The sequence below is a fragment of the Cupriavidus basilensis genome (assembly GCF_008801925.2).
GTDB classification, from domain to species: Bacteria; Pseudomonadota; Gammaproteobacteria; order Burkholderiales; family Burkholderiaceae; genus Cupriavidus; species Cupriavidus basilensis.
The window spans coordinates 1,735,125-1,756,341 of record NZ_CP062803.1 but is presented as its reverse complement, the minus strand read 5'-3'; the positions used below and the strand labels follow the sequence as shown (position 1 = coordinate 1,756,341).

The 21,217-nt window shown below is 67.4% G+C and carries 15 protein-coding genes and 2 tRNA genes; 10 read left to right on the top strand and 7 right to left on the bottom strand.

Going from position 1 to position 21,217, the window contains the following annotated elements; translation table 11 throughout:
* Positions 1 to 126 precede the first annotated feature (126 nt).
* Positions 127 to 2,070 (bottom strand): alkyl/aryl-sulfatase, encoded by a 1,944-nt coding sequence (locus tag F7R26_RS07995; RefSeq protein ID WP_150985774.1) that lies wholly within the window; start codon positions 2,068 to 2,070, stop codon positions 127 to 129.
* 26 nt (positions 2,071 to 2,096) lie between these two features.
* On the opposite strand from F7R26_RS07995, the gene F7R26_RS07990 reads away from it, so the two are divergent.
* Complete coding sequence (locus F7R26_RS07990) at positions 2,097 to 2,258, top strand: hypothetical protein (protein WP_170301854.1); 162 nt, start codon at positions 2,097 to 2,099, stop codon at positions 2,256 to 2,258.
* A gap of 70 nt (positions 2,259 to 2,328) precedes the next feature.
* Here F7R26_RS07990 and F7R26_RS07985 read toward each other — a convergent pair whose 3' ends face one another.
* Together F7R26_RS07985 and F7R26_RS07980 are read right to left on the bottom strand one after the other, a co-directional pair.
* The gene (locus F7R26_RS07985; protein WP_150985773.1) at positions 2,329 to 5,979 is read right to left on the bottom strand and encodes a hydantoinase B/oxoprolinase family protein; all 3,651 of its coding nucleotides are present in this window, start codon (positions 5,977 to 5,979) and stop codon (positions 2,329 to 2,331) included.
* Positions 5,980 to 6,084: 105 nt separating this feature from the next.
* Positions 6,085 to 6,717 carry a winged helix DNA-binding protein gene (locus tag F7R26_RS07980; protein ID WP_150985772.1) on the bottom strand — a complete coding sequence of 211 codons (633 nt, stop codon included), beginning with the start codon at positions 6,715 to 6,717 and terminating at the stop codon, positions 6,085 to 6,087.
* Positions 6,718 to 7,023: 306 nt separating this feature from the next.
* Between F7R26_RS07980 and F7R26_RS07975 the strand changes: the two genes are divergently transcribed.
* From F7R26_RS07975 to pgi, 8 genes are all read left to right on the top strand, one after another.
* Positions 7,024 to 8,367, top strand: coding sequence for an amidase (locus F7R26_RS07975; protein ID WP_150985771.1), 1,344 nt, complete (start codon positions 7,024 to 7,026; stop codon positions 8,365 to 8,367).
* 145 nt (positions 8,368 to 8,512) lie between these two features.
* Entirely contained in the window at positions 8,513 to 9,475 is a 963-nt protein-coding gene (locus F7R26_RS07970) for a TRAP transporter substrate-binding protein (RefSeq protein ID WP_150985914.1), read from the top strand.
* Positions 9,476 to 9,653: 178 nt separating this feature from the next.
* Positions 9,654 to 10,205 (top strand): TRAP transporter small permease subunit, encoded by a 552-nt coding sequence (locus F7R26_RS07965; RefSeq protein ID WP_150985770.1) that lies wholly within the window; start codon positions 9,654 to 9,656, stop codon positions 10,203 to 10,205.
* Entirely contained in the window at positions 10,205 to 11,515 is a 1,311-nt protein-coding gene (locus F7R26_RS07960; protein WP_150985769.1) for a TRAP transporter large permease, read from the top strand. Before F7R26_RS07965 ends, F7R26_RS07960 begins: the two co-directional genes overlap by 1 nt.
* Positions 11,516 to 11,555: 40 nt before the next feature.
* Positions 11,556 to 12,845: a D-amino acid dehydrogenase gene (locus F7R26_RS07955; protein ID WP_150985768.1), complete on the top strand. Its 1,290-nt coding sequence runs from the start codon at positions 11,556 to 11,558 to the stop codon at positions 12,843 to 12,845.
* A gap of 2 nt (positions 12,846 to 12,847) precedes the next feature.
* Positions 12,848 to 14,473, top strand: a complete 1,626-nt coding sequence (locus F7R26_RS07950) for an NAD(P)H-hydrate dehydratase (RefSeq protein ID WP_193692138.1) — start codon at positions 12,848 to 12,850, stop codon at positions 14,471 to 14,473.
* Positions 14,470 to 15,432, top strand: coding sequence for a DMT family transporter (locus F7R26_RS07945; protein WP_150990514.1), 963 nt, complete (start codon positions 14,470 to 14,472; stop codon positions 15,430 to 15,432). Before F7R26_RS07950 ends, F7R26_RS07945 begins: the two co-directional genes overlap by 4 nt.
* A gap of 238 nt (positions 15,433 to 15,670) precedes the next feature.
* Complete coding sequence (gene pgi, locus F7R26_RS07940) at positions 15,671 to 17,305, top strand: glucose-6-phosphate isomerase (protein ID WP_150990516.1); 1,635 nt, start codon at positions 15,671 to 15,673, stop codon at positions 17,303 to 17,305.
* A 12-nt stretch (positions 17,306 to 17,317) separates the two neighbouring features.
* Here the strand turns inward: pgi and F7R26_RS07935 are convergent, their stop codons facing one another.
* A complete protein-coding gene (locus F7R26_RS07935; protein WP_150990518.1) occupies positions 17,318 to 18,016 on the bottom strand; it encodes an ABC transporter ATP-binding protein in 699 nt (232 codons plus the stop codon).
* Between F7R26_RS07935 and F7R26_RS07930 the strand changes: the two genes are divergently transcribed.
* Positions 18,015 to 18,698: an arylesterase gene (locus tag F7R26_RS07930; protein ID WP_150990520.1), complete on the top strand. Its 684-nt coding sequence runs from the start codon at positions 18,015 to 18,017 to the stop codon at positions 18,696 to 18,698. The genes F7R26_RS07935 and F7R26_RS07930 overlap by 2 nt on opposite strands.
* Positions 18,699 to 18,770: 72 nt before the next feature.
* Here the strand turns inward: F7R26_RS07930 and F7R26_RS07925 are convergent, their stop codons facing one another.
* The 3 genes from F7R26_RS07925 to F7R26_RS07915 all read right to left on the bottom strand — a co-directional run bounded on the left by F7R26_RS07925 (position 18,771) and on the right by F7R26_RS07915 (position 21,174).
* On the bottom strand, positions 18,771 to 20,720 hold the full coding sequence (locus F7R26_RS07925) for a SurA N-terminal domain-containing protein (protein WP_150990522.1): 1,950 nt from the start codon (positions 20,718 to 20,720) through the stop codon (positions 18,771 to 18,773).
* Between the two features lie 245 nt (positions 20,721 to 20,965).
* Positions 20,966 to 21,042, bottom strand: a tRNA-Asp gene (locus F7R26_RS07920).
* Positions 21,043 to 21,098: 56 nt separating this feature from the next.
* A tRNA-Val gene (locus F7R26_RS07915) sits at positions 21,099 to 21,174 on the bottom strand.
* Positions 21,175 to 21,217: the final 43 nt, after the last annotated feature.

Sequence of the window (21,217 nt, the reverse complement as noted above, 5' to 3'; positions counted from 1 at the left end):
GTTCCCGCGTTGCAGCAGAGGTGGCTTGACGGACAAAAGGTGGTGGTGGCCCGGGCAAGCTCCGCAGCCATCACGCGGGCCGGGCGAGACCCGGGCCAATTACGCCTCATAAACCACTTGAATCACCTAAACCCAATCCGGCCAGGGCGCCGCGTCCACTACCGGGAAGCTGCCGCTGAACTGGTCCAGCAAGCCCATGAAGCGCGGCAGCAGCGACACATCGCCGCGCAGCGTGAGCCGGCCTTGCGCCACAGCCTCGGCCGCCGTCAAGCGCCGGGTCAGGATGGCGTCGAGCGTGTCGCGGCTGGTCTCGATGACCACGTCCGCCTTGTCCGCCACATTAGCCGCCACATCGGCCGCCTCCACCTGCAGGCTGCTCAGCGCGCAGTTGGATAGCGTGCTCACCCAATGTTCGCCGCTGTCGGTGAACTGCCAGCCGATCTGGCACGCCATGCCCTGCGCGCGCTGGCCGTGGATGCGCACCGCCAGCGCGTCGAACAGCAGCTCGTTGCTCATCGCGCCCATCAGCGCGTTAGCCGGCGGCCCCTGCGGATTGGCCTGCGGCGGGCCTTCGCGATACTCGCGCGCGGCCAGCAGGTAGGCATTGCGCCAGGTCGCCGACTCGGCCTGGAAGCCCATCTGCTCCAGCGCGCGGGCCGCCAGCTCGCGCGCTGGAGCATGGTCGGGATGCGCGTACACCGCGTGCTTGAGCACTTCGGCCACCCAGCGGAACTCGCCGCGCTCGTAGTCGGCGCGGGCCTTGGCCATCACGGCGTCGATGCCGCCCATGTATTCCAGGTGCTTGCGCGCGGCGGCCACCGGCGGCAGCGCATGCAGGTTGGCCGGATGCGCGTCATACCAGCTCAGGTAGTGCTGCACGATCGCCTTGACGTTGTGCGACACGGTGCCGTAGTAGCCGCGCGTGTGCCAGCGCCTGGCCAGCGCCTCCGGCAGTTGCAGCCCTTCTGCGATCTCGCTGGCCTTCAGGCCGTGGCTCATCAGCCGCACGGTCTGGTCGTGCAGCACGCGGTACAGGTCGCGCTGCTCGGACAGGAAGCGCCGGGCGCGCTCGGCGCCCCAGGTCGGCCAGTGGTGCTGGGCCAGCACCACCTCGGTACGCGGGCCGTAGCGGCGCAGCGCGCGATGCAGGTACTTGGACCACGCCAGCGCGTCGCGCACCTTGGCGCCGCGCAGCGGGCACAGGTTGTGCAAGTTGTGGGTAGCGTTCTCGGCCAGGTTGAGCGCGCCCTCGGACGGAATGAAGAGGTGCATCTCGGAGGGCGCCTCGGTCTCAGGCGTGAGCTGGAACTCGATCTCCAGCCCGTCGATCACGTGGATCTCGTGCTCGGCCTCGATCGACAGCGTTGGCGCGATCAGCGTCGAGCGGCCCATGGGCAGCGTCTTGCCCAGGCCGGCGTCCACCTGCGCGGCCGGCCCTTTGGCCAACGTGTGGCCAAACTGGAACTGCGCGCGGCGCGCCATGGCCACGCCGCCGATCACGTTCTCGGCGATGGCGTGGTGCATGAAGCCGGAGGGCGCGATCACCTGGACCCGCCCGGCGCGCACGTCGGCCTCGTCCACCAGCCCCGCCACGCCGCCAAAGTGGTCAGCGTGGCTATGGCTGTAGATCACGGTGTGCAGCGTGCGGTTGCCGCGATGCGCCCGGTACAGCGCGAGCGCCGCTGCGGCGGTCTCCGGGCAGGTCAGCGCGTCCAGCGCGATCACGCCGGTGTCGCCTTCGATAAAGGTGATATTGGCGATATCGAACCCGCGCACCTGGAAGATGCGCGGCGTGACCTGGAACAGGCCGTGGATGCGGTTCAGGCGCGCCTGCCGCCACAGGCTGGGATTGACGGTATCCGGCGCCTCGGCGGCGTCGAGAAAGCCGTAGGCCTCCATGTTCCACACGCCGTGCCCGTTGGCGCGCGCCACCTTGGCATTTGGGATGGTGCCGACAAAGCCGCGCTGCGCGTCTTCCCAGTCCTGCTCGTCGTGCTCCGGCAACTCGCGCGCCAGCAGGCGATGAAAGTCAGCCGTGGCCGCGTGGGCACAGCTTGCGTTGTCCGGCATGGGGTCTCCTTGGTGGCTCGTTGACGATGCTCAGGCAAGCCAACCGCACCGCCAACCGCGGCATCAACAGCGCCGGGATCGGTCAGCACAGCGTGAATCGGCACGCCACGCCATGGATGATCGAACGCAACCCGCTTGTGAGCGCAAAGGGCTGTTCCGCCGCGATGGGCATGGCGCGAATAACCTGAACAGGAATTGGGGTTTCATTCTTTGTCGCACCCTGCGTTCACGTTATCGGTAAAAACCCTCGCCACGCCCTTACACCTTGCCGTAGCCCCCGCCTCCCGGCGTTTCCACCACGAAGACATCGCCCGCTTGCATCTCGCAGCGCCCGACATGGCCCAGCGCTTGCTCGCTCCCGTCACCCCGCACCACGTAGTTGCGGCCCATCGCGCCGGGCTCGCCGCCGGCCATGCCGAACGGCGCGTGCAAGCGGTTGTTGGACAGGATCGACGCCGTCATCGGCTCCAGGAAGCGCACCTTGCGGATGCCGCCGTTGCCGCCGTGCCACTGCCCCGCGCCACCCGAGCCGGGCCGGATCTCATAGCTCTCCAGCCGCACCGGGAAGCGCCATTCCAGCACCTCCGGATCGGTCAGGCGCGAGTTGGTCATATTGGTCTGCACCACGTCGCAGCCGTTGAAACCCGGCCCCGCGCCGCTGCCGCCGGAGATGGTCTCGTAGTACTGGTAGCGCGCGTTGCCGAACGTGAAATTGTTCATGGTGCCCTGGCTGGCCGCCACCACGCCCAGCGCGCCATACAGCGCGTTGGTGATGCACGATGACGTTTCCACATTGCCCGACACCACCGAGGCCGGATAGCGCGGATTGAGCATGGATCCTTCGGGGATGATCACGTTGATCGGCTTGAGGCAGCCGGCGTTGAGCGGGATGTCCTCGTTGACCAGCGTGCGAAACACGTAGAGCACGGCCGCCATGCAGACCGCGCGCGGCGCGTTGAAGTTGTTGGGCAGTTGCGCCGAAGTGCCGGTGAAGTCCACCACGGCTTCGCGCCTGGCCTGGTCCACGGTCACGCGTACCTGGATGTGCGCGCCATTGTCCAGCGGGTAGCGATAAGCGCCGTCCTTCAGCGCGGTGATGACCCGGCGCACGGCTTCCTCGGCGTTGTCCTGCACATGGCCCATATAGGCGCGCACCACCGGCAGGCCGAACTGCGCCACCATCTTGCGCAGCTCTTCCACGCCCTTGGCGTTGGCCGCCACCTGGGCGCGCAGGTCGGCCATGTTCTGGTCGATATTGCGGGCCGGGTAGCGCGCGCCCGCCAGCAGTGCGCGCATGCCGGCATCGTCGAGCACACCGGCCTTCACCAGCGGAAAGTTGTCGATCATCACGCCCTCTTCCTCCACCACCGTGGAGTCCGGCGGCATCGAGCCCGGCGTGATGCCGCCGATATCCGCATGGTGGCCGCGCGAGCCGACGTAGAAGAGGATCTCCGTGCCGGCCTCGTCGAAGACCGGCGTGATCACCGTCACGTCCGGCAGGTGCGTGCCGCCGTTGTACGGGTCGTTGAGCACGTAGACATCGCCATCGGCCATGTGCCCGGCGTTGCGCGCGATCACCGTCTTGATGCTCTCGCCCATCGAGCCCAGGTGCACCGGCATGTGCGGGGCATTGGCGATCAGGTTGCCGCCGGCATCGAAGATGGCGCAGGAGAAGTCGAGCCGTTCCTTGATGTTGACCGAGTACGCCGTGTTCTGCAGCCGCTGGCCCATCTGCTCGGCGATCGACATGAACAGGTTGTTGAACACTTCCAGCATGACCGGATCAGCGTCGGTGCCCATGGCGCGCCGCTGCGCACGCGGCACGGCGCGGGTCAGCACCAGGTGGTCGCGCGCGGTCAGCTCAGCCTGCCAGCCGGGCTCCACCACGGTGGTGGCGTTGCGCTCGGCGATGATGGCGGGGCCCGGCAGCACGTCGCCGGGGCGCAGCGTATCGCGCGGGAACAGGCCGGTGTCGTGCCAGGCACCGCCGCTGAACATGCGCACCAGTTCCGCCGGCACTGGGCCACCGGAGCGCGGCTGCGCGTCGGGCAGCTTCTCCTCGGGCGGCGCGCTGCTGCCGATGGCTTCCACCGAGAGGGCTTCCACGACCAGGGGCTTGCCCTGCATCAGGAAGGCATAGCGCTGACGGTACGCGGCATCGAACGCCGCCTGCATGGCAGGCAAGGTGCCGAACGGCACCACCAGCGCCGAATCCGTGCCCTCATAGCGCAGGTGCGCACGGCGCACCACATCGATCTGCGCCTCGGCAACTTCCTGCTCCAGCAGTTCCTGCCGCGCTTCGCTTGCCAGCGCATCGAGCGTGGCTTGCAACGCAGGCAATGCACTGTCGTCCAGGCGCGCCTCCACGGCGCGCTCGCGCATGGCGGTGCGGTCGGCCAGCCCCATGCCGTAGGCCGACAACACGCCCGCCAGCGGATGCACGAACACGGTCTGCATGCCGAGGGCGTCTGCCACCAGGCAGGCATGCTGCCCGCCGGCGCCGCCGAAGGTGGTCAGCGTGTAGCCGGTCACGTCATGGCCGCGCTGCACGGAGATCTGCTTGATGGCATTGGCCATATTGCCGACCGCGATCTCGATGAAGCCTTCGGCCACCTGCTCGGCGCTGCGTTGATCGCCGGTCGCCTCTGTTACCGCCTGCGCCAGCGCCGCGAACCTGGCCACCACCGTGTCGCGGTCCAGCGCGGCATCGGCGCGTGGTCCGAACACCGCGGGGAAATGCCGCGGCTGGATCTTGCCGAGCATGACATTGCAGTCGGTCACCGCCAGCGGGCCGCCGCGCCGGTAGCTCGCCGGCCCCGGGTTGGCACCGGCCGAATCGGGGCCGACGCGGAAACGGCGGCCGTCGAAATGCAGGATGGAGCCGCCGCCGGCGGCCACCGTATGGATGCTCATCATGGGCGCGCGCATACGCACGCCCGCCACGCTGGTCTCGAACACGCGCTCGAAATCGTTGGGATGCTCGCCGTTGAAGTGCGAGACATCGGTCGACGTGCCGCCCATGTCGAAGCCGATGATGCGCCCGAAGCCCGCGCTCTGCGACGAGCGCACCATGCCGACGATGCCGCCGGCCGGGCCGGACAGGATGGCGTCCTTGCCCTGGAAGCGGTGTGCATCGGTCAGGCCGCCGCTGCTCTGCATGAACTGCAGGCGCACGCCCGGCATCTGCTGCTCCACTTGCCCGACATAGCGGCGCAGGATCGGCGACAGGTAGGCGTCCACCACCGTGGTGTCGCCACGCGAGACCAGCTTCATCAGTGGCGACACCTGGTGCGAGACGGAAATCTGCGTAAAACCGGTCTCGCGGGCGATCCGCGCGGCGGCCTGCTCGTGCGCCGCCTGGCGGTAGCCATGCAGGAACACGATGGCGATGGCGCGGATGCCGCTGTCGAACACGCGCTGCATGTCTGCGCGCAGCGCGGCTTGGTCGAGCGGCGTCACCGTTTCTCCCTGCGCATCCAGGCGCTCGCCCACCTCCACCACTTCGCGGTAGAGCAGCTCCGGCAGCACGATGTTCAGGTCAAACAGGCGCGGCCGGTTCTGGTAGGCGATGCGCAGCGCATCACGAAAGCCGCGCGTAATGAACAGCGCCACCGGCTCGCCCTTGCGTTCGAGCAAGGCATTGGTCGCAACGGTGGTGCCCATCTTCACCACTTCTACCTGCGCCGGCGTGACCGGCTCGCCCGGCGCCAGCCCCAGCAGGTGGCGGATGCCGGCCACGGCGGCATCGCTGTACTGCTCCGGGTTCTCGGACAGCAGCTTGTGCGTGACCACCGTGCCGTCCGGCCGAAGCCCCACCACATCGGTGAAGGTGCCGCCGCGATCGATCCAGAATTGCCAGCGGCGACGGTCCGAAACTACGGCAGCGGAGGATGGCAGCGACTGCGGCATACGGGGGCTTCCTTCTAGGGCGTGATGGAGATGTCGGGGAAAATACGGGCGGTCATGGGGCAGCGCGGCCGGGGTGCAGGCCGGCCGCGCGCGGTGTCCTTGCTGCTACAGGGACGTTGCCGAGCGTGCGGCCTGCTCATACAGGCCGGTCAGCACACGCAGCAGCCGTGCCAGCTCGCCGATCTCCACGTTCTCGGCACTGCCGGCGGAGAAATTGCTGGTCAGGCATTGCTCGCGAATCTCGCGGTAGCGCGCGCAGGCCTCGGTGCCCGCGGGAGTGGTGATGTAGGTGGCTTCCTTGCCGATGCGCTCGCCCTCCACCAGCGCCAGGCCCTGCAGCTTCTTGAGCGCGTAGGTGACCAGGTGGGTGTCCTCGACGTTGAGCACGAAGCAGATATCGGCGAGCCGCTTGGGGCGCGCCCGGTGGTTGACGTGATGCAGCACCAGCACGTCCAGGAAGGTCAGGTCGCGCACGCCGGAAGCGCCCATGCAGCGCACCACCCAGCGGCTGTAAGCGTTGTAGGCCGTGTTCAGGCCGAACTCGAACTCCGACAGCTCCGGGCTGCGCTCCGACACCAGGTGCGAAGACGAAACGATATTGGGGCCCGACGGATGCGCCAGCGCGCTGGGCGCGGCTCTGGCGGGCGTTTGGCCACCCTCGGCGTGATCGGCTACTGGATCGGCTACTGGATCGGCTACTGGCTGAGTTGCTGGCTGAGTTGCTGGCCTACGCGCCATGTCTTCACTCCTTTCAGGGGTTGGTGCACGCACGGAACGACAAGGATGACTAGGTGTATCCCCGATGTCCCGGCCACCATATTTGGCTTGACAGTTTATTAACAAATTATGAGGATAAACACAAAATAAATCCAAGCAAAACATCGGGGATGTCACCGTGGATTCTGCACGAAAAAAGGGCGGGCAACGCGGGTTGCGCACTATCGCGGGGACGCAGGCGTGCCCCGCCATGGGCTGGTTGCGCAGCGCGGACGCACTGGATAGACTCGACCGGACCCCTCCTGAGCGCGACTGATCGCGAGCCCCATGCCCACGGATATCCATACATTACAGACAAAACTTCGCGATGGCGCGACCTCCCGCGCCGACGTGATCGAGCAGGCTGCGCAGCACGCGCAGCAGCCGGACGCGCACGCCGTGTTCCTGCACACCACCTTCGACTCCGCCGCGCAGGTCGCCAGGGCCGCCGATGCGGCCTGCCGGGCAGGCAAGCCGCTGCATCCGCTGGCAGGCCTGCCGGTCTCGGTCAAGGACCTGTTCAACATCGCCGGCGAAGCCTCGCGCGCCGGCTCTCCGGTGCGCAGCGACGCGCTGGCGGCCACCACCGATGCCACGGTGGTGCGCCGGTTGCGCGAGAGCGGCGCGGCGCTGGTCGGGCGCACCAACATGACCGAGTTCGCCTTCTCGGGGGTGGGCATCAACCCGCATTTCGGCACGCCGGTGAACCTCGCTGACAAGCAGGTCGCGCGCATTCCCGGCGGCTCGTCGTCGGGCGCCGCGGTGTCCGTGGCGCTGGGCCTGGCGGTGGCGGGGCTGGGCAGCGACACCGGCGGCTCCATCCGCATCCCGGCCGCCCTGTGCGGGCTGACCGGCTTCAAGCCGACCGCCCGGCGCGTGCCGCTGGATGGCGCCTTCCCGCTCTCCTATACGCTGGACACCGCCTGCGCCATGGCGCGCACGGTGCAGGATTGCGTGCTGGTGGACAGCGTGATTGCCGACCAGGCGGCGCTCCCCGTCATCAAGGCCGCGGCGGGCATCCGCCTGGCCATCCCGCGCCAGGTCCTGCTCGACGACCTCGATGACACCGTGGCGCGCGCGTTCGACCGCGCCCTCGGCCGGCTGTCCGCGGCCGGCGTGCAGATCGAGCACATCGACCTGCCGGAGCTGGCCGAGCTGGCCAGCATCAACGCCGGCGGCGGCTTCACCGCCGCCGAGGCGCATGCCATCCACCGCCACGTGCTGGCCACGCGGCGCGAGCAATACGATCCGCGCGTCGCCTCGCGCATCGACCGCGGCGCGGCCATGAGCGCGGCCGATTATGTGGACCTGATGCGCGCCCGCCTCGACTGGATCACGCGGGTTACGGCCCGCATCGAAGGCTTCGATGCCGTGGCCTGCCCCACCGTGCCGATGGTGGCGCCGCCGATCGCCCCGCTGGTGGCGGACGACGCGTTGTTCTTCCGCACCAACGCCCTGCTGCTGCGCAATACGTCGGCGTTCAATTTCCTCGATGGCTGCTCCATCTCGCTGCCCTGCCACCAGCCGGACGAATTGCCCGTGGGCCTGATGCTCTCGCACGGTGCACTGCGTGACGCGCAACTGCTGGGCACGGCAATTGCATTGGAGTCCATCATCAAGCCGGCCGCCTGAGGCGCCGGGGCCAGACCGAGGTAACCCGCGCCACCCCTGAGCCAGGTGGTGCGGGCAAGACGACTTCAGAACAAAAACCAAGACACACGTAGCCGCAACGACCAACCAGGAGAGATCGATGCAAGGGAAGGCCACACTGAAGTGCATGTTGCTGGGCGGGGTGCTTGCCACCTCCGCCGTGATGACGTCGGCCGCGCGGGCGGATACCAAGTGGGACCTGCCAACCGGCTACCCGGTGAGCAACCTCCACACCGAAAACCTGCAGCAGATGGCCACCGACGTGGAGAAGGCCACGGGCGGCAAGCTCAAGATCGTGATCCATCCCAACGGCTCACTGCTCAAGGCCAACGAAATCAAGCGCGGCGTGCAGACCGGCCAGGTGCAGATGGGCGAGATCCTGATGTCGCTGCTGGCCAACGAAAACCCGGTATTCGGCGTGGACGCGGTGCCCTTCCTGGCGACCAGCTACCAGGACTCCTACAAGCTGTGGCAGGCCTCGCGCGCGGTCACCGACAAGGTGCTGGACAAGCAAGGCATGAAGCTGCTGTACGCGGTGGCCTGGCCGCCGCAAGGCATCTACGCCAACAAGCCGATCAACACCGCGGCCGACATGAAAGGCCTCAAGTGGCGCGCGTATAACCCCGCCACCTCCAAGATCGCCGAACTGGTGGGCGCGCAGCCGGTGACCATCCAGGCCGCCGACCTGGCGCAGGCGCTCGCCACCGGCACCGTCAATTCGTTCATGTCCTCGGGCGCCACGGGCGTGGACACCAAGGTCTGGGAGAGCGTGAAGTACTTCTACACCGTCGATGCCTGGCTGCCGAAGAACATGCTGGTGGTCAGCAAGAAGTCCTTTGCGGCGCTGGACAAGCCAACCCAGGACGCCCTGCTCAAGACCGTGGCCGAAGCCGAGAAGCGCGGCTGGCAGATCTCGGAGCAAAAGACACGTGAATACCTGGCCGTGCTCGGCAAGAACGGCATGACGGTGCAGCCGCCCTCGCCGCAGTTGAAGCAGGACATGCAGAAGCTTGGCCAGGTGATGGTGGAAGAATGGGCCAAGGGCGCCGGCGACGACGGCAAGGCCATCCTGGACGCATACAAGAAGTAGGCGTTGCCGTCATTGCCGTTGTTGCCGTTGTTGGCGCCGTGGTTGGCGCCGTAGTCAGTGCCCTAGCGGGAAACAAGCGATCCGTAGCCGGCCACGGTGGCGTTGCCCGCCGCCGTGGCCCTGCTGCCGCAAGTCTCCCGCGCCCTCTTTTTCACCGCATCAACCCTCCCCACTCGCCATGGAAGCCACTTCCGTCAACAAGCGCTGGCTGGACCGGCTGCTTGACCTGTTTGCCGTGCTCGGCGCGCTGTGCATCCTTGGGGTCTGCCTCATCATGATCCTGATGTCGTTCTCGCGCGAGACCACGTTTATCTTCAAGGGCGGCGACGACATCGTTGCGTGGCTGTGCGCCGCCTCCGCCTTTCTCGTGCTCGGCCAGACCTTCCAGCACGGCGGCATCGTCCGCGTGGAAATGCTGCTGGAGGCCGTCAAGCCGCGCGTGCGCTGGTGGCTGGAGCTGATCTCGCTGACCATCTGCGCGGTGTTCGCCGCCTACGCGACCTGGGCCTTGTTCAGCTTCGCCTGGGCGAGCTGGGAGATCGGCGATGTGTCGCAGGGCCAGATCGTGGTGCCGCTGTGGATGCCGCAGAGCTTTGCGGTGCTGGGCTGCGCCGGCTTCATGCTGGCGGTGCTGGACGAACTGTCGCGCGTGGCGCGCAAGCAAAAGCCGCGCTACCAGCTGGCGCAGGAAGCCAAGCTGGCCGCCGGCGATTTCGGGGAGACCGTCTGATGAGCACCGTCCTCATTTCCCTGATCCTGCTGGTGGTGATGATCGGCTTCCTGGTCATCGGCGCGTGGATTCCCGTGGCCATTGCCGTCACCTCCTGGGTGGGGCTGGTGGTGTTTGCCGATCGCGATGCGCTGGTCAACCTGGCCAATGCGTGGTGGTCGTCCAGCGCGTCGTATACGCTGGCCTCGCTGCCGCTCTTTGTGTGGATGGGCGAGATACTGTTCCGCACCAAGCTGTCCGAGCAGATGTTCAACGGGCTCTCGCCGTGGTTGAACTGGCTCCCCGGGCGCCTGATGCACGTCAACATCCTGGGCTGCGGCATCTTCGGTTCGGTGTCGGGCTCGTCTGCCGCCACCTGCGCCACCATCGCCAAGTCGGCGCTGCCCGAGCTGACCCGGCGCGGCTACGATGAGCGCGTGACCCTGGGCTCGCTGTCGTGCGCCGGCACGCTCGGCATCCTGATCCCGCCATCGATCACCATGGTGGTCTATGCGGTCTCGGCCGATGTGTCGATCATCCGCGTGTTCCTGGCTGGCTTCCTGCCCGGCCTGCTGCTGATGCTGCTGTTCTCCGGCTACATCGTGGTGTGGGCGCTGTCGAACCCGGACAAGACGCCGAAGGCGGAAGTCTTCAACTGGCGCTCGCGGCTCGCCTCGATCCGCCAGCTGATGCCGTGCATCGTGCTGATCGCCTTTATCACGTGGATCATGATCACCGGCTACTCCACCGCCACGGAAGCGGCCGCCTACGGCGTGGTGGCGTCGCTGGCGCTGGCGTGGGTGGGCGGCTCGCTCACGCGCAAGGCGTTCTGGGAAAGCCTGATGTCGGCCACCCGGCTGACCGCCATGATCATGTTCGTGCTGGGCGCAACCTCGTTCCTGTCGGTGACCATGAGCTTTACGGGCATCCCGCGCGCGCTGGCCGAGTGGGTGGCCTCGATGCACCTGTCGCCCTGGGCGCTGATCGCCGTGCTGACCGTGATCTACATCCTGCTGGGCACCGCGCTCGATGGCATTTCCATGATCGCGCTGACCACCGCCACGGTGCTGCCGATGGTGCAGGCCGCGGGCTTCGATCTGGTATGGTTCGGGATATTCATCGTGCTGCTGGTGGAGATCGCCGAGGTGACGCCGCCCGTGGGGTTCAACCTGTTCGTGCTGCAGAGCATGACCGGCAAGGACAGCAACTACATAGCGCGGGTCTCGCTGCCGTTCTTCATGATGATGGTGGTGGCCATCGGCATCGTCACCGTGTGGCCGCAGATCGTCACCTGGCTGCCCGATGTGGTGATGCAAAAAGAGCTGAAGTAACTGAAGTAACTGAAGTAACTGAAGCAACCTACGGAGCGCCATGCATGTAATCGTCATCGGCGCCGGTGTCATCGGCGTGTGCTCCGCGTGGTACCTGCGCGAGGCTGGCTTCGACGTAACCGTGGTCGAGCGGCGCGCGGCGCCGGCGCAGGAGTCGAGCTTCGGCAACGCTGGCGTGATCGCGCCAGGCTATGTCACCCCCTGGGCGGCGCCCGGCATGCCGGGCAAGGTGCTGCGCAACCTCTTCGCCAGCACCTCGCCCGTGCTGTTCCGGCCCAGCGCCGATCCGGCCATGTGGCGCTGGATCGCGCGCTGGCTGGGCGAATGCACGCTGGAGCGCTACCGCATCAACAAGCTGCGCATGCAGCGCCTGGCCTTCTACAGCCGGGAATGCCTGCATGCGCTGCGCGGCCAGCTCCAGATCGACTACGAGCAATCTCAAGGCTACCTGCAGCTGTTCCGCACCCAGCGCGACCGGGATCTCGCCGAGCCGGCGCTGGCCCTGCTGCGCGAGCACAAGGTGCCGCACCGGCTGGTCGACGCCGACGGCTGCCGGCGCATCGAGCCTGGCCTGACCACCGACACGCCGCTGGCCGGCGGGCTGCATCTCCCCGAGGACGAATCCGGCAATTGCCCGATGTTCGTGCGCCGGCTGCGCGTGCTGGCCGAGGCCGCGGGCGTGCGCTTTGTCATGGACAGCGACGCCAGCGCGCTGCGGCCGTTGCCGGGCGGCAAGCTCTCGCTTGACCTGCGCAGCACCGCTGCCGGCGATGCCCGCAGCGCGCGCGAAACACTCACCGCCGATCGCTTGCTGGTCAGTGCAGGCATCGCTAGCGCCGCGCTGTTGCGCCCGCTGGGCCTGCGCATCCCCCTCTACCCCGTCAAAGGTTATTCCGCCACCGTGCAGGTCAGCGACGAGCTGCAGGCGCCGCTGGGCGCGCTGATGGACGAGTCCTACAAGGTCGCCATCACCCGCATGGGCAACCGCTTGCGCATTGCCGGCACCGCCGAGCTCGGCTCGCGCAAGCTCGACCTGCGCCCCGCGGCCATCAACACCTTGCTCAAGGTGGCGCGCGACTGGTTCCCGGTTGCAGGCCACTATGACACGGCCACGCTGTGGGCCGGCGCGCGCCCGATGCTGCCCGATGGCCCGCCGCTGATCGGCGCCACGGCCGTGCCCGGGCTGTACCTCAACCTGGGCCACGGCTCCGCCGGCTGGGCGATGGCATGCGGCTCCGGGCGCATTGCCGCCGACCTGATCGCAGGCGATCGCCCCGGCATCGACCTGGATGGCCTGACCCCCGACCGCTACGGCTTAGGCCCACGCTGACCATGCAAAGCTCTGCCCCGACTTCTCCCACGCTTGCCGCTGCCCTGCCCGACGATGCGTGGCTGCCCCTGGATGCGGCAAGCGCCAGCGCGATCCCGCTGTACGATGTGGCGGCCGTGCGCCACATCGAAGCGGCCGCCATGGCCAGCCTGCCCGCCTTCGCGCTGATGTCCCGGGCCGGCGCCGCCGCGGCGGCGTGGCTGGCGCACCATGCGCCAGCCGGCCCGCTGGTGCTGCTGGCCGGCCCGGGCAACAACGGCGGCGACGCGCTGGTGGCCGCCACCCGCCTGCACCAGGCCGGGCGCCAGGTGCAGGTGTGGCTGACTGCCGAGCCCGATCGCCTGCCCGCCGACGCCGGGCGTGCCTGGCTGGAGGCGCGCGCAGCCGGCGTGATACTGCACGCCATACCGGAATCCGCCTGCCATGGCACCCTGCCGCCGTTTCCCCCGGACACCTGCGCGCTGGTCGACGGCTTGTTCGGCATTGGCCTGAACCGCGCCGCCGATGGCTTCACGGCGCAGTGGATCGCGCACCTTGCCGAGTCCCGGCTGCCCGTGTTCTCCCTCGACATCCCGAGCGGGCTGTTCGCCGATACCGGCGCCGGCGCGCCGGCGGTGCGCGCTCTGCGCACCCTCACCTTCATCGGTGCCAAGCCAGGCCTGCTCACGCTCGACGGGCGCGATTGCGCGGGCGAGGTCGATATCGCCCCGCTCGGCCTGCTCTACCCGCCGGCCCAGCCTGCCTGCGCCATGGTCAACGTGCCGGCGTCGTTTGCAGCGGCGCTGCCCACGCGGCGCCATGCCACCAACAAGGGCACCTTCGGCTCGCTCGCCGTGATCGGCGGCGGCATCGGCATGACCGGCGCACCGCTGCTTGGCGCGCGTGCCGCGCAGCACCTGGGCACCGGGCGCGTGCACATCGCTTTCCTGGCGCAGCCCGCGCCGCTGATCGACCTTGTGCACCCGGAGCTGATGCTGCACCCGATCGCGGAGATCGAGCTGACCAACATGTCCGCGCTGGTGATCGGCCCGGGCATGGGCACAGGCACGGCGGCGCGCAAGCAGCTGGCGCAGTTGCTGCAAGCCAGCGTGGCCGCCACCGAGCCGCCCGCGCTGGTGCTGGATGCCGATGCGCTGAACCTGCTGGCCGCGGACCCCGCGCTTGCCGCCATGCTTGGCGGCGGCCCGCCGGTGCGCGTGATGACGCCGCACCCGCTCGAAGCCGCGCGCCTGTCCGGCATCAGCGTGGCCGAGATCCAGCGCGACCGCCTGGCGGCGGCGCGCTCGCTGGCGGCCCAGTGGCAGGCCGTGGTCGTGCTCAAGGGCTCGGGCACGGTGATCGCGTCGCCACCGGATGCGCTCGGCAGCGTGTCGGTATCGATCAACCCGACCGGCAATGCCGGGCTGGCCACCGCCGGCACCGGCGACGTGCTGGCCGGCATGATCGGCGCCCTGCTGGCCCAAGGCATGCCGGCGCTGCAGGCCGCGCAGGCCGCGGTCTGGCTGCACGGGCGCGCCGCCGACCACCTGGTGGCCCAGGGCACCGGCCCCGCCGGCCTGACCGCGAGCGAGCTCTACCTGCCGGTGCGCGACCTGTTCAATGCCCTGCTGCGGGCGCAGCAGGCATGAGCAAGGCCACCGATAGCGGCGCCCGCCTGCAGGCCGCCAGCGGCTCGCCGGCCCGGCGCCAGCTGCTGACCGGCGTGGCCCTGCTGGTGCTCGGCCAATGGATCCTCAGCCTGCTGGATGCCAGCAGCAAGACGCTGACCCAGCAGGGCCTGCCGGTGGTGGGTGTGGCGTGGGTACGCTACGTGGGCCACGTGGCCGCCATCTTCCTGCTGCTCGGGCCGGTGCGTTTGCGCCAGCAATGGCGCCCGGTGAAACCGGGCCTGCAGTGGCTGCGCGGGGGCATGATGCTGGTCTCCACGCTGGTGTTCTTCAGCGTGCTCAAGCTGATGCCGCTGGCCGAGGCCACGGCGCTGAATTTCTGCGCGCCGCTGTTCGTGGTGGCGTTGTCGCCCTGGCTGCTCGGCGAGCGCCCGAGCGCGCATGCGCGCGTCAGCCGCTGGAGCGGCGTGGCGATCGGCTTCGTCGGCATGCTGATCGTGGTGCGCCCCGGCGGCGAGCTGAGCGGGGCCGGCATTGCGCTGGGCTTGTTGTCGGCACTGGTGTTCGCGCTGATGCAGATGCTGACGCGGCGCATCGCCGCGCATGACGCGCCCATGACCACCTTGATCCAGAGCGGTGTGACCGGCGCCGCCCTGACCACGCTGCTGGTGCCCTTCTTCTGGTTCGAAGCGGCACCCACGCCGCTGCAAGCCGTGCTCCTGCTGAGCACCGGCATCACCGGCTCGATTGGCCACTATTTTGTGATTCGCGCGTTCCAGTACGCCGACGCGTCATTCCTCAGCCCCTTCCTCTACCTGCAGATCCTGTCGGCGACGACCATCGGCTACCTGGCGTTCGGCCAGTTGCCAGACTGGATCACCGCGCTCGGCGTGGCGGTGATCTGCGCGGGCGGCGTGTGCGTGGCAGGGGGCGAGCCAGCGCTGCGGGCGGTCGCGCGCCGGCTGGGGCGCCCCGGCTGATGGAAGAACCGCGCCAGCGCGCGCAGGCATGCGCCCGGCGATCGATCCCCTCGGAAGCACTAATGCCGTCTTTTGCCGCCAAAACACCGGGTCGCGCCAGATGGGCGCGTTATACTTGAGACGCTCCTGACCGTCGCGCAAGGCCAGCCGGACTGGCTGCCGGGGAGCAATGCTGTCTAGTTGAAAAACCAAGCTTGAAACGGTACTTCCGCGCTGTCCTTCAAAGATTTCCGCACGCATGCCCACAGACCTCCACGCCTGGCACTCACTTCTGCAACACCACGACGCCATTCGCGAAACGCCGATGCGCGAGTGGTTTGCCGCCGGCTCCGCAGAACAACGCGTCGAGCAGTTCTCGCTGGAAGCCGCAGGCCTGTATCTCGATTACTCCAAGAACCGCATCACGCCGCAGACCATGGCATTGCTGATGCAACTGGCGGATGAAGCCGGCGTGACGAAACGCCGCGATGCCATGTTTGCCGGCGACCACATCAACGCCACCGAGGACCGCGCGGTCCTGCACATCGCGCTGCGCGCCGGCGCAGGGGCAACGTTCAAGGTCGACGGCAAGCCCGTCATGCCGGCCATTCACGCCGTGCTGGACCGCATGCGCGTGTTCTCGCAGCGCGTGCGCAGTGGCGACTGGACCGGCTTCACCGGCAAGCGCATCACCGACGTCATCAACATCGGCATCGGCGGCTCCGACCTGGGCCCGCGCATGGTGTGCCGCGCGCTCTCGCACCTGGCCGGCAACGGCCCGCGCATGCATTTCGTCTCCAACGTGGACGGCACCGAGCTGGCCGAATGCCTGGAGCGGCTGGACCCCGAGCAAACGCTGGTGATCGTCTGCTCCAAGACCTTCACCACGCTCGAGACCATGGCCAACGCCTGCAGCGCGCGCCAGTGGTTCCTCGACAAAGGGGTGGCCCTGGACCAGCTGGCCAGCCATTTTGCCGCGGTGTCGACCAATGTGGAGGCGGTGCGCGCCTTCGGCATCGACCCCGCGCACATGTTCGAATTCTGGGACTGGATCGGCGGGCGTTTCTCGCTGTGGTCCTCGGTCGGCCTGTCGATTGCGCTGGCGGTGGGCTTCGATGCCTTCGAAGACCTGCTGATCGGTGGCCGCGCCATGGATGCGCATTTCAGCAGCGCGCCGCTGGCGCAGAACATGCCCGTGGTACTGGGCATGCTCGGCATCTGGTACCGCAACTTCTTCGGCATGCCGACCAGTTGCATGGCGCCTTACTCCACCTCACTCGAATTGTTTCCTGCCTTCCTGCAGCAACTGGAAATGGAGAGCAACGGCAAATCGGTGCAGCTTGACGGCCGCCACGTGCGTGCCCATACCGCGCCGGTAGTCTGGGGCTCCGCTGGCACCAACGGCCAGCACGCCTATTTCCAGCTGATCCACCAGGGCTCGCAGATCGTGCCGGTGGATTTCGTGGCGCCGCTGCGGCCGCCTCGCCTGCTGCCCGGCCATCACGCCAAGCTGCTGGCCAACTGCTTTGCCCAGGCCGAGGCGCTGATGCTCGGGCGTACGGCCGAGGAACTGCGCGCCACGGGCCTCACCGACGAGATCCGTATCGCCCACATGGTGTTCGAGGGCAACCGGCCGAGCAACACGCTGCTGATGGAAGACATCACGCCGCATACCCTCGGCGCGCTGATCGCGCTCTATGAACACCGCACCTTCGTGCAAGGCGTGGTCTGGAACATCAACTCGTTCGATCAATGGGGTGTGGAACTCGGCAAGATCCTGGCCAAGCCGATCGAGGGCGAGCTTAACCATGCGGCAAGTGCCGCCGCCGGGCAGCACGATGCATCGACCGCCAGCCTGATTGCGCGCGCGCGCGCGGCGCTCGGCAACGCCTGACGCAGCGTTTTATCAAACCGGCGCGGTCATCCACTCGTCGCTGGCAACCCGGCCGGCTTCGATGGTCAGGATGCGCCCGCAGCGGGCCGCCACGGAGCGATCGTGCGTGACGAGCACCAGGGTGGAACCGGCATCCCGGTTCAGCTCGAACATCAACGCAATGACGGCCTCCCCGGTGGCCGTATCCAGGCTCCCGGTAGGCTCGTCGGCAAAAAGAATGTCGGGACGGGCCACAAACGCCCGCGCCAGCGCCACGCGCTGCTGCTCCCCACCAGAGAGCGTGCGTGGATAGTGGGAAAGGCGCCCGCTCAGCCCCACGCGGGCCAGCATGTCGGCGGCGCGCTCGCGCACGCCCGCGGTCTCTCCGCGCAACTCCAGCGGTAGCATGACGTTTTCCAGGGCGCTCAGGTGCCCGACCAGCTGGAACGACTGGAACACGAAGCCCACATGGCGTCCGCGTTGCGCTGCCCGCTGGTCTTCGTCGAGCTGGAACAGGTCCTGCCCGTTGAGCTTGACGGTGCCTGTCGAGGGCAGGTCCAGGCCCGCCAGCAAGCCCAGCAGGGTGGATTTTCCCGAACCGGATGCGCCCACAATGGCCAGCGTCTCGCCGGGCGTGACGGAAAACGATACGTCGTGCAAAATCGTCAGCGAACCTGTCGTGTCGGCTACGGTCTTTCCTAATGACTCGACTGCAAGAATGGATGAAGACATGAGCAAGAAGTTCTGGTGCGGTTGGCGAAAGCTGGCGCTGGCGGTGTGCGTGACCACGCTGCTGCCCGCGATGGTGCCGGCCACGGCGTCGATGGCGCATGCGGCAACGCCCGCCATCCTGGTGCTGGGCGACAGCCTGTCCGCTGAGTATGGCCTGGCCCGCGATACAGGCTGGGTCAAGCTGATGGAGGCGCGTCTGCGGGCGGAACGGTTCGATTATAACGTCGTGAATGCCAGCATCAGCGGCGAGACCACGGTGGGCGGCAAGACGCGCTTGCCCGACCTGCTGGCAAGGCACCATCCGGCCGTGGTCATCGTGGAGCTTGGCGCCAACGATGCCTTGCGCGGCCTGCCGTTGCAGACCACCGAAGCCAACCTGCGCAGCATCGTCACCAGCGCGCAGCAGGCCAAGGCCAGCGTGCTGCTGGTGGGCATGCGCATCCCGCCCAACTACGGGCCGGACTACACCGAACGGTTCTTCTCGCTTTACCCCAAGCTGGCCAGCGAGTATAAGGTCCGGCTGGTGCCCTTCCTGCTGGAGCAAGTCATCGCCAAGCCAGAGTGGTTCCAGGCGGACCGCCTCCATCCCACGGCGCAGGCGCAGGGCACGCTGCTCGATACCGTCTGGCCGCAGCTCAAGCCCTTGCTGAAGGCGCCGGCGGCGGAGACAGCTACGCGCTAGTTGTCCGCGGCTTTGCCATAAAGAGAAAGGCGCCCGAAGGCGCCTTTCTCTTTATGGTTGCGAGCGGCAGTATTACTGCGCGCCAGCCCCGCTGGCCGAACCCGCTTCCGTGGTGGTAGCGGGCTTGAGCAGCTTCACCTTGGCCCGGTCCTTCAGGCCTTCGTAGAAGGCTTCCAGCTGGCTTTGGCCCAGCATCTGGCCCAGTTGCTGCGCCTCACCCTGGCGCTGCGCGGCATCCGCCTGCGCAGGCTGGCTGACCTTGCCGATGCGATAGATCGCGTAGCCATCGGCGCCCAGGTCCACGCCGACATACGCTGGCAGCTTGGCGGTATCGGCACGCATCACGGCTTCCACAGCCTTGGGTGCGAGGCCGTCGGCCTTGGCACGCGAGACCGTTACCGGCGCGCCGAAACCGTCGGCGCTGCCGCTCTTCTTCAGTGCTTCGAGACGTTCCGCGCCCGCCTTGGCCGCAAGCTCGGCTGCCTGCTGCGCGATATAGCCTTCGCGCACCTTGGCCTGCACATCTTCGAACTTGCGCACCGTGGCCGGGCGGTAGTCGACGATGCGCGCCGCCACCAGCGTGGTGGGGCCAACCTGCACGGCCTCGGTGTTGCGCCTGTTCTTGACGGATTCATCGCTGAACAGCGCCTTGAGCAGCTTCTCGTTATTGAGCGGGTTTTGCGCGCCCAGGGCCGGGTTCGGCTGGCGGGTCACGTTGTCGGCGCTCTGGATCGCCAGCTTGAACTTGTCGGCTGCCGGCTTGAGGCTGTCGGACTGCTCATAGACCGTATTGCCAAACGCGTCTGCCAGCTCGGTGTACTTCTTGGCGGCGAGTTGCTTGCGCAACTCCGCTTCCAGTTCGGTACGGACCTGGTCAAGCGGCTTGGTCTCGGCCGGCTTGATGCCGGTAAGCTTGATGATGTGATAGCCGTAGTCCGTCTCGACCACGTCGCTGATCTGGCCATCCTTGAGCGCGTACATCGCGTCTTCGAACGGCTTGACCAGCGCGCCACGGCCCATGAAGCCGAGGTCGCCGCCCTTCTCCGCCGAGCCCGGGTCCTGCGACTGCTTGCGGGCCACGTCGGCAAACGTCTCGGGATGCTTGCGCAGGTCCTCGAGCAGCTTGGTGGCTTTTTCCTTGGCTGCCTGGCGCTCCGCAGCCGGGGCATCCTTGGGCGAACCGATCAGGATGTGGCTGGCGCGGCGCTGCTCGTCGGTGCGAAAGCGCGCGATGTTGCTGTCGTAGTAGGACTTGAGCTCTTCGGGCGTGACCGGCGTCGACGCGGCCAGCGCGTCGGCCGACAGCACCAGGTATTCGACCTTGGCTTGCTCGGGCACCGAGAACGCCGCCTTGTGACCTTCGTAGTAGGCCTTCAGCGCAGCGTCATCCGGATTGACCTTGGCGGTGAAATCGGCCGGCTTGATTTGCAGCGCCTGCACATCGCGCTGCTGGTCGCGAATGGCGATCAGGCGGTCCAGCAATGACTTCGGCACGAAGGCGGTAGCGCCAACCGAGTTGCTGAGCTGCTGGGTGGCCAGATCGAAACGCATGCGGGCATCGAACTGCTCCGGCGTCATGCCTTGCTGGGCCAGCAGGCTGACATAGGCCTTGTCGTCGATCGTGCCGTCTTGCTTCTTCGGCAACTGGGCGATGGCGGGAATGCTGCTGATCGTCTCGAGCAGGCGTTCGTTGGAAACGGTCAGGTGCTTCTTGGCCACCTCATCCGCTACCACGCGCTGCAGGATCAGCTGGTCGAGCACCTGCTGGCGTGCCTGCGCGCCTTCGAACTGGCGCGGATCGTAGTTCGTGCCAAGCATCTGGCGCATGCGCTCGCTCTGGTCACGCACCACGTTATCCACTTCTTGCGCCGTGATGGCGCGGCCGTCGACCTTGGCAAGGTCGTGCGAGCTGTCCATGAAACGCGAGTAGCTCTCCACGCCGAAGAACACAAACGACGGGAAGACAAGCACCAGCAGCAGCAAAAGCATCAAGCGCCGGTTGTTGCGTACGAAATCAAGCATGCTGACTCAGGAAAAGGGTTGTACGAACGGCAAACTCCGGGATTCTATCAGGAGCGGCAGGCTTCACGCGATTTGCAGCCCTGCGGCGCAATTGGCGAACCATATCTGCCCTTGCCGGGCGGATGCTACGGGACAGTGCAAGCCGGAGCCGGTGTGATCAAGAACGGAGCGCGGAATGGGTAAAGCGATGTAATGCGCAAAAAGCAAAACGGGCCACTAAGGGCCCGTTTTGCTGACTGCTTGTTTGGCGGAGTGGACGGGACTCGAACCCGCGACCCCCGGCGTGACAGGCCGGTATTCTAACCAACTGAACTACCACTCCTGAATCGGTGTTGCAGGATGCATCTGTGTGTCGGGCTTGTCTTGCGGCAGGAGCGATGGTGGGTGCTGAGGGGCTCGAACCCCCGACCTACGCCTTGTAAGGGCGCCGCTCTACCAACTGAGCTAAGCACCCGCTCGTACCGCAGCCGCACTGCATGCTGCAAGCATCGCCGCGC